16 protein-coding genes are annotated in these 14635 nt (G+C 33.2%); all 16 read left to right on the top strand.

The genetic code is table 11. The features are described 5' to 3' along the window. The first annotated feature begins 901 nt into the window (after positions 1–901). The 16 genes from JV528_RS13430 (at position 902) to purR (ending at position 14632) form a co-directional block, all read left to right on the top strand. Positions 902–2239: an aminotransferase class V-fold PLP-dependent enzyme gene (locus JV528_RS13430; protein ID WP_000812844.1), complete on the top strand. Its 1338-nt coding sequence runs from the start codon at positions 902–904 to the stop codon at positions 2237–2239. Position 2240: 1 nt separating this feature from the next. Beyond that, positions 2241–2858: a dTMP kinase gene (tmk, locus tag JV528_RS13425; protein WP_001272126.1), complete on the top strand. Its 618-nt coding sequence runs from the start codon at positions 2241–2243 to the stop codon at positions 2856–2858. Positions 2859–2885: 27 nt separating this feature from the next. Continuing rightward, complete coding sequence (locus JV528_RS13420) at positions 2886–3215, top strand: cyclic-di-AMP receptor (protein ID WP_000781979.1); 330 nt, start codon at positions 2886–2888, stop codon at positions 3213–3215. A gap of 213 nt (positions 3216–3428) precedes the next feature. Beyond that, positions 3429–4355, top strand: a complete 927-nt coding sequence (locus JV528_RS13415; RefSeq protein ID WP_000344322.1) for a DNA polymerase III subunit delta' C-terminal domain-containing protein — start codon at positions 3429–3431, stop codon at positions 4353–4355. Further along, a complete protein-coding gene (locus tag JV528_RS13410; RefSeq protein WP_001134191.1) occupies positions 4356–5159 on the top strand; it encodes a PSP1 domain-containing protein in 804 nt (267 codons plus the stop codon). A 16-nt stretch (positions 5160–5175) separates the two neighbouring features. Continuing rightward, positions 5176–5523 (top strand): DNA replication initiation control protein YabA, encoded by a 348-nt coding sequence (gene yabA, locus JV528_RS13405; RefSeq protein ID WP_000375686.1) that lies wholly within the window; start codon positions 5176–5178, stop codon positions 5521–5523. A 273-nt stretch (positions 5524–5796) separates the two neighbouring features. Further along, positions 5797–6522 (top strand): tRNA1(Val) (adenine(37)-N6)-methyltransferase, encoded by a 726-nt coding sequence (locus tag JV528_RS13400; RefSeq protein ID WP_204177729.1) that lies wholly within the window; start codon positions 5797–5799, stop codon positions 6520–6522. Continuing rightward, positions 6515–6763 carry a GIY-YIG nuclease family protein gene (locus JV528_RS13395; protein ID WP_000377064.1) on the top strand — a complete coding sequence of 83 codons (249 nt, stop codon included), beginning with the start codon at positions 6515–6517 and terminating at the stop codon, positions 6761–6763. Before JV528_RS13400 ends, JV528_RS13395 begins: the two co-directional genes overlap by 8 nt. 1 nt (position 6764) lies before the next feature. Beyond that, positions 6765–7604 (top strand): 16S rRNA (cytidine(1402)-2'-O)-methyltransferase, encoded by an 840-nt coding sequence (gene rsmI / locus JV528_RS13390; RefSeq protein WP_204177728.1) that lies wholly within the window; start codon positions 6765–6767, stop codon positions 7602–7604. Between the two features lie 284 nt (positions 7605–7888). Continuing rightward, positions 7889–9862 carry a methionine--tRNA ligase gene (metG, locus tag JV528_RS13385; RefSeq protein ID WP_204177727.1) on the top strand — a complete coding sequence of 658 codons (1974 nt, stop codon included), beginning with the start codon at positions 7889–7891 and terminating at the stop codon, positions 9860–9862. A gap of 30 nt (positions 9863–9892) precedes the next feature. Next, on the top strand, positions 9893–10666 hold the full coding sequence (locus tag JV528_RS13380) for a TatD family hydrolase (protein ID WP_000904309.1): 774 nt from the start codon (positions 9893–9895) through the stop codon (positions 10664–10666). Positions 10667–10832: 166 nt separating this feature from the next. Continuing rightward, positions 10833–11369 (top strand): ribonuclease M5, encoded by a 537-nt coding sequence (gene rnmV / locus JV528_RS13375; protein ID WP_000700079.1) that lies wholly within the window; start codon positions 10833–10835, stop codon positions 11367–11369. A gap of 10 nt (positions 11370–11379) precedes the next feature. Beyond that, positions 11380–12273 (top strand): 16S rRNA (adenine(1518)-N(6)/adenine(1519)-N(6))-dimethyltransferase RsmA, encoded by an 894-nt coding sequence (rsmA, locus tag JV528_RS13370; protein WP_000886504.1) that lies wholly within the window; start codon positions 11380–11382, stop codon positions 12271–12273. Between the two features lie 99 nt (positions 12274–12372). Next, complete coding sequence (gene veg, locus JV528_RS13365) at positions 12373–12636, top strand: biofilm formation stimulator Veg (RefSeq protein WP_001126664.1); 264 nt, start codon at positions 12373–12375, stop codon at positions 12634–12636. Between the two features lie 309 nt (positions 12637–12945). Next, positions 12946–13794, top strand: coding sequence for a 4-(cytidine 5'-diphospho)-2-C-methyl-D-erythritol kinase (gene ispE, locus JV528_RS13360; RefSeq protein WP_000638877.1), 849 nt, complete (start codon positions 12946–12948; stop codon positions 13792–13794). Positions 13795–13807: 13 nt separating this feature from the next. Continuing rightward, on the top strand, positions 13808–14632 hold the full coding sequence (purR, locus tag JV528_RS13355; RefSeq protein WP_001269643.1) for a pur operon repressor: 825 nt from the start codon (positions 13808–13810) through the stop codon (positions 14630–14632). Positions 14633–14635 lie beyond the last annotated feature (3 nt).

Below are 14635 nucleotides of genomic sequence, written 5' to 3'. Positions count from 1 at the left end.
ACTTTGAAGGGAGCATTTCACATTGAGACCGCAAGGTCTCTTTTTTTTATGTCTAAAACGTCAAAATAAAAAGCAAACACAAAGAAAAATGGCTTGGCGAAGTGAAAACGTTTGAATCTGACGAAACGAGAAAAGAGGGCAACGAGTTTAGTAGAGCTAAATGAGTAAGTGAGAGCCGAAGGAGAGGAAAGAAGCAAGCGATTGTCACAAGTCAAGAAAGGTTCTTAGCGACGATGGTAGCCAACTTACGTTCCGCTAGAGTAGAACGTTGCCAGGCAAAAAATGGATGCGATGAGCCGCATTGAGACCGCAAGGTCTCTTTTTTTTATGTCTAAAACTTCAAAATAAAAGTTAATACAAAGAAAAATGGCTTGGCGAAGTGAAAACGTTTGAATCTGACGAAACGAGAAAAGAGGGCAACGAGTTTAGTAGAGCTAAATGAGTAAGTGAGAGCCGAAGGAGAGGAAAGAAGCAAGCGATTGTCACAAGTCAAGAAAGGTTCTTAGCGACGATGGTAGCTAACTTACGTTCCGCTAGAGTAGAACGTTGCCAGGCAAAAAATGGATGCGATGAGCCGCATTGAGTTTTGGAAATGATAATTAAATAATGTGCATTTTTGATTATTTAAATCTGTGACTAGAAGTATAAGTGAAGACATTCAGAAGTATTATAAAAAGTGAAAAGCAGTAAGATAGTTTTTAATCATAAATCATCTTACTGCTGTTTTTAGGTTTTATGTCTAATATCTTTTAAATCGAAATACAAAAAGGAAATTAATTATTATACAATAGACAAGCTATTGCATAAGTAACACTAACTTTTGTCAAAGAAGTGTTACTATATAATTAATACTTTTGAAAGTAACTAATTCAAAACATTGTAAATAAAGGAAGCGCATATCATGAAGCAACCTATTTTAAATAAATTAGAAAGTTTAAATCAAGAAGAAGCGATTTCTTTGCATGTTCCGGGTCATAAAAATATGACTATCGGTCATTTATCTCAATTATCAATGACAATGGATAAAACTGAAATACCTGGATTAGATGATTTACATCATCCTGAAGAAGTCATTTTGGAAAGTATGAAGCAGGTGGAGAAACATTCAGATTATGATGGTTATTTCTTAGTGAATGGCACCACTTCGGGAATATTATCTGTCATCCAGTCTTTTTCACAGAAAAAAGGCGATATCTTAATGGCAAGAAATGTACATAAATCTGTATTACATGCGCTCGATATTAGTCAGCAAGAAGGGCATTTTATTGAAACGCATCAAAGTCCGTTAACGAATCATTATAATAAAGTTAATTTAAGCCGTTTGAATAATGACGGTCACAAACTTGCTGTGTTGACTTATCCTAACTATTACGGTGAAACATTTAATGTAGAAGAGGTTATCAAATCTTTGCACCAATTAAATATTCCTGTACTCATTGACGAAGCACACGGCGCGCACTTTGGATTGCAAGGATTTCCAGATTCTACATTAAATTATCAAGCTGACTATGTTGTTCAATCTTTTCATAAAACGTTACCAGCTTTAACGATGGGCTCGGTACTTTATATTCATAAAAATGCACCTTATAAAGAAAATATTATAGAATATCTAAGCTATTTCCAAACATCTAGTCCTTCATATTTGATTATGGCTAGTTTAGAGTCAGCTGCCCAGTTCTATAAAACATATGATAGTACCGTGTTTTTTGATAAGAGAGCACAATTAATCGAATGTTTGGAGAAGAAAGGTTTTGAAATGCTTCAGGTTGATGATCCGTTGAAGTTGTTGATAAAATATGAAGGCTTTACAGGTCATGATATTCAAAATTGGTTTATGAATGCACATATCTATTTAGAATTAGCTGACGACTATCAAGCATTAGCGATATTGCCGTTATGGCATCATGATGATACGTATTTATTTGATTCACTTTTACGTAAAATTGAAGATATGATTTTACCGAAAAAATCAGTTTCTATAGTTAAACAAACACAACTTTTAACAACTGAAGGTAACTATAAACCAAAACGCTTTGAATATGTTACTTGGTGTGATTTGAAAAAGGCAAAAGGTAAAGTTCTGGCGCGACATATTGTCCCATATCCGCCAGGGATTCCTATTATTTTCAAAGGAGAAACAATAACTGAAAATATGATAGAATTGGTAAATGAATATCTGGAAACTGGAATGATAGTTGAAGGAATTAAAAATAATAAAATTTTAGTTGAGGATGAATAAAATGTCAGCTTTTATAACTTTTGAGGGCCCAGAAGGCTCAGGTAAAACAACTGTAATTAATGAAGTTTATCATAGATTAGTAAAGGATTATGATGTCATTATGACTAGAGAACCAGGTGGTGTTCCTACTGGTGAAGAAATACGTAAAATTGTATTAGAAGGCAATGATATGGACATTAGAACTGAAGCAATGTTATTTGCTGCATCTAGAAGAGAACATCTTGTATTAAAGGTCATACCAGCTTTAAAAGAAGGTAAGGTTGTGTTGTGTGATCGCTATATCGATAGTTCATTAGCTTATCAAGGTTATGCTAGAGGGATTGGCGTTGAAGAAGTAAGAGCATTAAACGAATTTGCAATAAATGGATTATATCCAGACTTGACGATTTATTTAAATGTTAGTGCTGAAGTAGGTCGCGAACGTATTATTAAAAATTCAAGAGATCAAAATAGATTAGATCAAGAAGATTTAAAGTTTCACGAAAAAGTAATTGAAGGTTACCAAGAAATCATTCATAATGAATCACAACGGTTCAAAAGCGTTAATGCAGATCAACCTCTTGAAAATGTTGTTGAAGACACGTATCAAACTATCATCAAATATTTAGAAAAGATATGATATAATTGTTAGAAGAGGTGTTATAAAATGAAAATGATTATAGCGATCGTACAAGATCAAGATAGTCAGGAACTTGCAGATCAACTTGTTAAAAATAACTTTAGAGCAACAAAATTGGCAACAACAGGTGGGTTTTTAAGAGCAGGTAATACAACATTCTTATGTGGTGTCAATGATGACCGTGTAGATGAAATATTGTCTGTGATTAATCAAACGTGTGGTAATAGAGAACAGTTGGTTTCACCTATTACACCTATGGGAGGCAGTGCGGATTCGTACATTCCATATCCAGTTGAAGTTGAAGTTGGCGGTGCTACTGTATTTGTTATGCCAGTTGATGCATTCCATCAATTTTAATTCTATAATACAATCATCAATTAGAGATACTTAAAATAGTGTATTAATAAGTTATTAACAATTTTGGGTTGCTTGACTGCGACTAGTTCAGATGCCAATAGATTTGATTTTTGTGGTTCTAAGAATAATCACAAATCATGGTCGCTATTGTTGCAGTAATTAGTTGCTCTTTGGCAACCTTTTTATATAAAAGCAAAAGGGAGTTTGTAATGAATGGATGAACAGCAACAATTGACGAATGCATATCATTCAAATAAATTATCGCATGCCTATTTATTTGAAGGTGATGATGCACAAACGATGAAACAAGTTGCGATTAATTTTGCAAAGCTTATTTTATGTCAAACAGATAGTCAATGTGAAACAAAGGTTAGTACATATAATCATCCAGACTTTATGTATATATCAACAACTGAGAATGCAATTAAGAAAGAACAAGTTGAACAACTTGTGCGTCATATGAATCAACTTCCTATAGAAAGCACAAATAAAGTGTACATCATTGAAGACTTTGAAAAGTTAACTGTTCAAGGGGAAAACAGTATCTTGAAATTTCTTGAAGAACCACCGGACAATACGATTGCTATTTTATTGTCTACAAAACCTGAGCAAATTTTAGACACAATCCATTCAAGGTGTCAGCATGTATATTTCAAGCCTATTGATAAAGAAAAGTTTATAAATAGATTAGTTGAACAAGACATGCCTAAGCCAGTAGCTGAAATGATTAGTACTTATACTACGCAAATAGATAATGCAATTGCTTTAAATGAAGAATTTGATTTATTAGCATTAAGGAAATCAGTTATACGTTGGTGTGAATTGTTGCTTACTAATAAGTCAATGGCACTTATAGGTATTATTGATTTATTGAAACAGGCTAAAAATAAAAAACTGCAATCTTTAACTATTGCAGCTGTGAATGGTTTCTTCGAAGATATCATACATACAAAGGTAAATGTAGAGGATAAACAAATATATAGTGATTTAAAAAATGATATTGATCAATATGCGCAAAAGTTGTCGTTTAATCAATTAATTTTGATGTTTGATCAACTGACGGAAGCACATAAGAAATTGAATCAAAATGTAAATCCAACGCTTGTATTTGAACAAATCGTAATTAAGGGTGTGAGTTAGATGCCAAATGTAATAGGTGTTCAGTTTCAAAAAGCGGGAAAATTAGAATATTATACACCTAATGATATACAAGTAGATATAGATGACTGGGTAGTTGTCGAATCTAAAAGAGGCATAGAGATAGGTATTGTTAAAAATCCATTAATGGATATTGCTGAAGAGGATGTTGTGTTACCTCTTAAAAATATTATTCGCATTGCTGATGACAAAGATATTGATAAATTTAATTGTAATGAACGCGATGCTGAAAATGCATTAATACTATGTAAAGACATTGTAAGAGAACAAGGTTTGGACATGCGTTTAGTCAATTGCGAATATACCTTAGATAAATCGAAAGTTATTTTTAATTTTACGGCGGATGATCGTATTGATTTTAGAAAATTAGTGAAAATATTAGCGCAACATTTAAAAACACGTATCGAGTTGAGACAAATTGGTGTAAGGGATGAAGCCAAATTGCTTGGCGGTATCGGACCTTGTGGTAGGTCGTTATGTTGTTCTACATTTTTAGGAGATTTTGAACCAGTATCGATTAAGATGGCTAAGGATCAAAATTTATCATTAAATCCAACTAAAATTTCCGGTGCATGTGGTCGTTTGATGTGTTGTTTAAAATATGAAAATGACTACTATGAGGAAGTACGTGCGCAATTACCTGATATCGGTGAAGCAATTGAAACGCCTGATGGTAACGGGAAAGTAGTTGCTTTAAATATATTAGACATTTCTATGCAGGTGAAGCTTGAGGGACATGAACAGCCACTTGAATATAAATTAGAAGAAATAGAAACTATGCATTAAGGAGGCATTATTACATTTGGATCGCAATGAAATATTTGAAAAAATAATGCGTTTAGAAATGAATGTCAATCAACTTTCAAAGGAAACTTCAGAATTAAAGGCACTTGCAGTTGAATTAGTAGAAGAAAATGTAGCGCTTCAACTTGAAAATGATAATTTGAAAAAGGTGTTGGGCAATGATGAACCAACTACTATTGATACTGCGAATTCAAAACCAGCAAAAGCTGTGAAAAAGCCATTACCAAGTAAAGATAATTTGGCTATATTGTATGGAGAAGGATTTCATATTTGTAAAGGCGAATTATTTGGAAAACATCGACATGGTGAAGATTGTCTGTTCTGTTTAGAAGTTTTAAGTGATTAATCAAGCACTCTCAAATAGTGTTATAATTATAAATGAATATGGTTTGGATAAGTCTGAGACAATGCATGTTTCAGGCTTTAATTGTGTATAAAGTTTTGGTGATTGCATAAGAGATGGCGGTACTAAATGTTATTATTAAGTGTGCACGCAGTATCATTAGTTATAAAATGTAGCTGTTAAAAGTCAAAAATACATCGAATGTAGTTAGGCATATAATATAAAAAGAGATTTCAATTACTCAATAGAAAAAGGTTTTCTTCATAGGAGTTAAAAATGTTAAAAGAGAATGAACGATTTGATCAACTAATCAGAGAAGATTTTAGTATTATTCAAAATGATGATGTTTTTTCGTTTTCAACGGATGCTTTGTTGTTAGGGCATTTTACAAAACCTAGAACAAAAGATATTGTATTGGACTTATGTTCAGGCAATGGGGTGATACCCTTGTTATTGTTTGCGAAACATCCGCGACATATAGAAGGTGTTGAGATTCAAAAAACACTTGTCGATATGGCGCGACGCACATTTCAATTCAATGATGTTGATGAATATTTAACAATGCATCACATGGATTTGAAAAACGTTACTAAAGTATTTAAACCTTCACAATATACTTTAGTAACGTGTAATCCGCCTTATTTTAAAGAGAATCAGCAACACCAACATCAAAAAGAAGCACATAAGATAGCGAGACATGAGATTATGTGTACACTTGAAGATTGCATGATTGCAGCCCGTCATTTATTAAAAGAAGGTGGCAGGCTAAACATGGTACATCGTGCAGATAGACTAATGGATGTCTTGTTTGAAATGAGAAAAGTGAATATTGAACCTAAGAAAGTCGTTTTTATATATAGTAAAGTAGGGAAATCGGCACAAACGATAGTTGTAGAAGGTCGAAAAGGTGGAAATCAAGGTTTAGAAATCATGCCCCCGTTTTATATTTATAATGAAGATGGTAATTATAGTGAAGAAATGAAGGAAGTATATTATGGATAGTCATTTTGTATATATTGTAAAATGTAGTGATGGAAGTTTATATACAGGATACGCTAAAGACGTTAATGCACGTGTTGAAAAACATAACCGAGGTCAAGGAGCCAAATATACGAAAGTAAGACGTCCGGTGCATTTAGTTTATCAAGAAATGTATGAGACAAAGTCTGAAGCATTGAAGCGTGAATATGAAATTAAAACTTATACCAGACAAAAGAAATTGCGATTAATTAAGGAGCGATAGTATGGCTGTATTATATTTAGTGGGCACACCAATTGGTAATTTAGCAGATATTACTTATAGAGCAGTTGATGTATTGAAACGTGTTGATATGATTGCTTGTGAAGACACTAGAGTAACTAGTAAGCTGTGTAATCATTATGATATTCCAACTCCATTAAAGTCATATCACGAACATAACAAGGATAAGCAGACTGCTTTTATCATTGAACAGTTAGAATTAGGTCTTGACGTTGCGCTCGTATCTGATGCTGGATTGCCCTTAATTAGTGATCCTGGATACGAATTAGTAGTGGCAGCCAGAGAAGCTAATATTAAAGTAGAGACTGTGCCTGGACCTAATGCTGGGCTGACGGCTTTGATGGCTAGTGGATTACCTTCATATGTATATACATTTTTAGGATTTTTGCCACGAAAAGAGAAAGAAAAACGTGCTGTATTAGAGCAACGTATGCATGAAAATAGCACATTAATTATATACGAATCACCGCATCGTGTGACAGATACATTAAAAACAATTGCAAAGATAGATGCAACACGACAAGTATCACTAGGGCGTGAATTGACTAAGAAGTTCGAACAAGTTGTAACTGATGATGTAACACAATTACAAGCATTGATTCAGCAAGGCGATGTACCATTGAAAGGCGAATTCGTTATCTTGATTGAGGGTGCTAAAGCGAACAATGAGATATCGTGGTTTGATGATTTATCTATCAATGAACATGTTGATCATTATATTCAAACTTCACAGATGAAACCAAAACAAGCTATTAAAAAAGTTGCTGAAGAACGACAACTTAAAACGAATGAAGTATATAATACTTATCATCAAATAAGTTAATCACTTTATCGATTATATGAAATTTTAAACGATTTTATAAACGCAAGCTGTAATTTTAAATGGTAAGTTATCATTTTGCATTGATACTGATAAAATGATGTTGACTATGATAAAAAAATGATGACATCGACGTTTTTTAATGTAAAATAAATACATTGAAAGTAATAAATACCTTAACATTGAATAAGATGAAAATGAGATGACGAGATAAATGTTCGCGTCCGTTGAAATGCATAGAAATCTTAGATATTATTTGAAGTGAGACATTACGAGGAGGAACAGTTATGGCTAAAGAAACATTTTATATAACAACCCCAATATACTATCCTAGTGGGAATTTACATATAGGACATGCATATTCTACAGTGGCTGGAGATGTTATTGCAAGATATAAGAGAATGCAAGGATATGATGTTCGTTATTTGACTGGAACGGATGAACACGGTCAAAAAATTCAAGAAAAAGCTCAAAAAGCTGGTAAGACAGAAATTGAATATTTGGATGAGATGATTGCTGGAATTAAACAATTGTGGGCTAAGCTTGAAATTTCAAATGATGATTTTATCAGAACAACTGAAGAACGTCATAAACATGTCGTTGAGCAAGTATTTGAACGTTTATTAAAGCAAGGTGATATCTATTTAGGTGAATATGAAGGTTGGTATTCTGTTCCGGATGAAACATACTACACAGAGTCACAATTAGTAGACCCACAATACGAAAACGGTAAAATTATTGGTGGTAAAAGTCCAGATTCTGGACATGAAGTTGAACTAGTTAAAGAAGAAAGTTATTTCTTTAATATTAGTAAATATACAGACCGTCTATTAGAATTCTATGACCAAAATCCAGATTTTATACAACCACCATCAAGAAAAAATGAAATGATTAACAACTTCATTAAACCAGGACTTGCTGATTTGGCTGTTTCTCGTACATCATTTAACTGGGGTGTCCATGTTCCGTCTAATCCAAAACATGTTGTTTATGTTTGGATTGATGCGTTAGTTAACTATATTTCAGCATTAGGCTATTTATCAGATGATGAGTCACTATTTAACAAATACTGGCCAGCAGATATTCATTTAATGGCTAAGGAAATTGTGCGATTCCACTCAATTATTTGGCCTATTTTATTGATGGCATTAGACTTACCGTTACCTAAAAAAGTCTTTGCACATGGTTGGATTTTGATGAAAGATGGAAAAATGAGTAAATCTAAAGGTAATGTCGTAGACCCGAATATTTTAATTGATCGCTATGGTTTAGATGCCACACGTTATTATCTAATGCGTGAATTACCATTTGGTTCAGATGGCGTATTTACACCTGAAGCATTTGTTGAGCGTACAAATTTCGATCTAGCAAATGACTTAGGCAACTTAGTAAACCGTACGATTTCTATGATTAATAAGTACTTTGATGGCGAATTACCAGCGTATCAAGGTCCACTTCATGAATTAGATGAAGAAATGGAAGCTATGGCTTTAGAAACAGTGAAAAGCTATACTGAAAGCATGGAAAGTTTGCAATTTTCTGTGGCATTATCTACGATATGGAAGTTTATTAGTAGAACGAATAAGTATATTGACGAAACAACGCCTTGGGTATTAGCTAAGGACGATAGCCAAAAAGATATGTTAGGCAATGTTATGGCTCACTTAGTTGAAAATATTCGTTATGCAGCTGTATTATTACGTCCATTCTTAACTCATGCGCCGAAAGAGATTTTTGAACAATTGAACATTAACAATCCTCAATTTATGGAATTTAGTAGTTTAGCGCAATATGGTGTGCTTACTGAGCCAATTATGGTTACTGGGCAACCTAAACCTATTTTCCCAAGATTGGATAGCGAAGCGGAAATTGCATATATCAAAGAATCAATGCAACCGCCTGCTACTGAAGAGGAAAAAGAAGAGATTCCTAGCAAACCACAAATTGATATTAAAGGCTTTGATAAAGTTGAAATTAAGGCAGCAACGATTATTGATGCTGAACATGTTAAGAAGTCAGATAAGCTTTTAAAAATTCAAGTAGACTTAGATTCTGAACAAAGACAAATTGTATCAGGAATTGCCAAATTCTATACACCAGATGATATTATTGGTAAAAAAGTAGCAGTTGTTACTAACTTGAAACCAGCTAAATTAATGGGACAAAAATCTGAAGGTATGATATTATCTGCTGAAAAAGATGGTGTATTAACCTTAGTAAGTTTACCAAGTGCAATTCCAAATGGTGCAGTGATTAAATAACTGTATTTTTAAAAATTAGGAGAGATAATTATGTTAATCGATACACATGTCCATTTAAATGATGAGCAATACGATGATGATTTGGGTGAAGTGATTACACGTGCTAGAGAAGCAGGTGTTGATCGTATGTTTGTAGTTGGTTTTAACAAATCGACAATTGAACGCGCGATGAAATTAATCGATGAGTATGATTTTTTATATGGCATTATCGGTTGGCATCCAGTTGACGCAATTGATTTTACAGAAGAACACTTGGAATGGATTGAATCTTTAGCTCAGCATCCAAAAGTGATTGGTATTGGTGAAATGGGATTAGATTATCACTGGGATAAATCTCCTGCAGATGTTCAAAAGGAAGTTTTTAGAAAGCAAATTGCTTTAGCTAAGCGTTTGAAGTTACCAATTATCATTCATAACCGTGAAGCAACACAAGACTGTATCGATATCTTATTGGAGGAGCATGCTGAAGAGGTAGGCGGGATTATGCATAGCTTTAGTGGTTCTCCAGAAATTGCAGATATTGTAACTAATAAGCTGAATTTTTATATTTCATTAGGTGGACCTGTGACATTTAAAAATGCTAAACAGCCTAAAGAAGTTGCTAAGCATGTGTCAATGGAGCGATTGCTTGTTGAAACCGATGCACCGTATCTTTCGCCACATCCGTATAGAGGGAAGCGAAATGAACCGGCAAGAGTAACTTTAGTAGCTGAACAAATTGCTGAATTAAAAGGCTTATCTTATGAAGAAGTGTGCGAACAAACAACTAAAAATGCAGAGAAATTGTTTAATTTAAATTCATAAAGTTAAAAGTGAGAAAGATCACCGCCATAAATGCAAACGATGCTATATTCGTTTAATATGCTATGGTTCTTTCTCACTTTTTTAAATTAAAATATTGTGCATGTGCAATACGTGCGATAGAGATGGTTAGTGCTTTGAAATTAAGAATTGTAGGAAGGCGTTTTAAATGAAAATCAATGAGTTTATAGTTGTAGAAGGACGAGATGATACTGAGCGTGTTAAACGAGCTGTTGAATGTGATACGATTGAAACGAATGGTAGTGCCATCAACGAACAAACTTTAGAAGTAATTAGAAATGCTCAACAAAGTCGAGGCGTTATTGTATTAACAGATCCAGATTTCCCAGGAGATAAAATTAGAAGTACAATTACTGAACATGTCAAAGGTGTTAAACACGCGTATATTGATAGAGAAAAAGCTAAAAATAAAAAAGGGAAAATTGGTGTTGAACATGCCGACTTAATTGATATTAAAGAAGCGTTAATGCATGTTAGTTCACCCTTTGATGAAGCTTATGAATCAATTGATAAATCTGTGCTTATAGAGTTGGGGTTAATCGTTGGGAAAGATGCAAGGCGCCGTAGAGAAATTTTAAGTAGAAAATTGCGAATCGGCCATTCCAATGGTAAGCAGTTATTGAAAAAGTTAAATGCATTTGGTTATACCGAAGCGGATGTAAAGCAAGCTTTAGAAGATGAATGAGGAAGTGAAAATGTTGGATAATAAAGATATTGCAACACCATCAAGAACGCGAGCGTTGTTAGATAAATATGGCTTTAATTTTAAAAAAAGTTTAGGACAGAACTTTTTAATAGATGTGAATATCATTAATAATATCATTGATGCAAGTGATATTGATGCACAAACTGGGGTGATTGAAATTGGTCCAGGTATGGGGTCATTGACAGAACAATTGGCCAGACATGCTAAAAGAGTATTGGCATTTGAAATTGATCAACGATTAATACCGGTATTAAATGATACATTATCACCTTATGATAATGTGACGGTGATTAATGAAGATATTTTAAAAGCGAATATTAAAAAAGCTGTTGAAAATCATTTACAAGATTGCGAAAAAATAATGGTTGTTGCAAACCTGCCGTACTATATTACGACGCCAATTTTATTAAATTTAATGCAACAAGATATACCAATTGATGGCTACGTGGTGATGATGCAAAAAGAAGTGGGCGAACGCTTAAATGCTGAAGTAGGTTCAAAAGCATATGGTTCATTATCAATTGTCGTACAATACTATACAGAGACTAGTAAAGTATTAACGGTACCTAAATCTGTATTTATGCCACCACCTAATGTTGATTCAATAGTTGTAAAACTGATGCAGAGAACTGAACCGTTAGTAACAGTAGATAACGAGGAAGCATTCTTTAAGTTAGCAAAAGCAGCATTTGCACAAAGAAGAAAGACAATTAACAATAACTATCAAAATTATTTTAAAGATGGTAAACAACACAAAGAAGTGATTTTACAATGGTTAGAACAAGCGGGTATTGATCCAAGACGTCGCGGTGAAACGCTATCTATTCAAGATTTTGCTAAATTGTATGAAGAAAAGAAAAAATTCCCTCAATTAGAAAATTAAATGATTGACAAAGCAAAGCACTATTGTTAAAATTTAAATTTTGTTTGACGAAAACGCTGCAAATATGGTATTATGTAACTTGTAGCGAGGTGGAGCAATATGCCAAAATCAATTTTGGACATCAAAAATTCTATTGATTGTCATGTAGGAAATCGTATTGTACTGAAAGCCAATGGAGGCCGTAAGAAAACAATAAAACGTTCTGGAATTTTAAAAGAAACATATCCGTCAGTTTTCATTGTTGAGTTAGATCAAGACAAACACAACTTTGAGAGAGTATCTTATACATACACTGATGTGTTAACTGAAAATGTTCAAGTTTCATTTGAAGAGGATAATCATCACGAATCAATTGCACACTAAATAAGACATATAGAGATGTTAGACGTTTCTTAGTATAAGAAGTAAATATTATGATAATTATTTGAGTGTTGGGCATTATGTTCAATACTCTTTTTATTTACAAAATGTTTAACACTGATGTTTCGCTTATAGATTTTTCAGTAAATGGATAATTGTATTTATAAACACAAATACAAGTAAATACTAAGTAATTAGATGGAGAAAATTACTTTTTTATTAAAAAAACACTAAAAAACAAATTAAAATGTCAAATATTAATTCTCTTTATGTTAAAATCATCATATTAAGATAACGAAAAGAGGGCGGAAAATGATATATGAAACGGCACCAGCCAAAATTAATTTTACGCTCGATACACTTTTTAAAAGAAATGATGGCTATCATGAGATTGAAATGATAATGACAACAGTTGATTTAAATGATCGTTTAACTTTTCATAAAAGAAAAGATCGAAAGATAGTTGTTGAGATTGAACATAATTATGTGCCTTCTAATCATAAAAATCTTGCATATCGTGCAGCGCAACTATTTATTGAGCAATATCAACTAAAGCAAGGTGTAACAATTTCTATCGATAAAGAAATACCTGTTTCTGCTGGCTTAGCTGGAGGTTCGGCTGATGCAGCAGCAACGTTAAGAGGATTGAATCGACTTTTTAATATAGGAGCGAGTTTGGAAGAATTAGCTCTACTAGGCAGTAAAATCGGGACAGATATTCCGTTTTGTATTTATAATAAAACTGCACTATGTACTGGAAGAGGAGAGAAAATCGAGTTTTTAAATAAACCACCTTCAGCTTGGGTGATTCTTGCTAAACCAAACTTAGGCATATCATCACCAGATATATTTAAGTTGATCAATTTAGATAAGCGTTACGACGTACATACGAAAATGTGTTACGAGGCCTTAGAAAATCGAGATTATCAACAATTATGTCAAAGTTTGTCTAATCGATTAGAGCCAATTTCTGTTTCAAAACACCCACAAATCGATAAATTAAAAAATAATATGTTGAAAAGTGGTGCAGATGGTGCGTTAATGAGTGGAAGCGGACCGACTGTGTATGGGCTAGCACGAAAAGAAAGCCAAGCAAAAAATATTTATAATGCAGTTAACGGTTGTTGTAATGAAGTGTACTTAGTTAGACTATTAGGATAGAAGGGTTGAAAAGATGAGATATAAACGAAGCGAGAGAATTGTTTTTATGACGCAATATTTGATGAACCATCCGAATAAATTGATTCCATTAACTTTTTTTGTGAAAAAATTTAAACAGGCGAAGTCTTCAATAAGTGAAGATGTCCAAATTATAAAAAATACATTCCAAAAAGAAAAGTTAGGTACAGTAATTACTACTGCTGGCGCAAGTGGTGGTGTTACGTATAAACCAATGATGAGTAAAGAAGAGGCGACTGAAGTTGTTAATGAGGTCATTACTCTATTAGAAGAGAAAGAACGTTTGTTACCTGGCGGGTATTTATTTTTATCAGATTTGGTAGGTAATCCATCGCTACTAAACAAAGTTGGTAAGTTAATTGCCAGTATTTACATGGAAGAAAAATTAGATGCTGTTGTTACCATTGCGACAAAAGGTATTTCATTGGCAAATGCGGTTGCTAATATTTTAAATTTACCAGTAGTAGTGATTAGAAAAGACAACAAGGTGACTGAAGGTTCTACAGTTTCAATTAATTACGTTTCAGGATCTTCAAGAAAAATAGAGACAATGGTACTTTCGAAGAGAACTTTAGCAGAAAATTCAAATGTTTTAGTTGTCGATGATTTTATGAGGGCTGGTGGCTCTATTAATGGTGTTATGAATTTAATGAATGAGTTTAAAGCCCATGTAAAAGGGGTATCAGTACTTGTAGAATCAAAAGAAGTTAAACAAAGATTGATTGAAGATTATACTTCCTTAGTGAAATTATCTGATGTAGATGAATATAATCAAGAGTTTAACGTAGAACCTGGCAACAGTTTATCTAAGTTTTCATAAAAG

It is taken from the genome of Staphylococcus sp. GDB20D11A (assembly GCF_016893255.1).
Lineage (GTDB): Bacteria > Bacillota > Bacilli > Staphylococcales > Staphylococcaceae > Staphylococcus > Staphylococcus aureus.
This window is presented reverse-complemented; position numbering and strand designations above follow the sequence as displayed.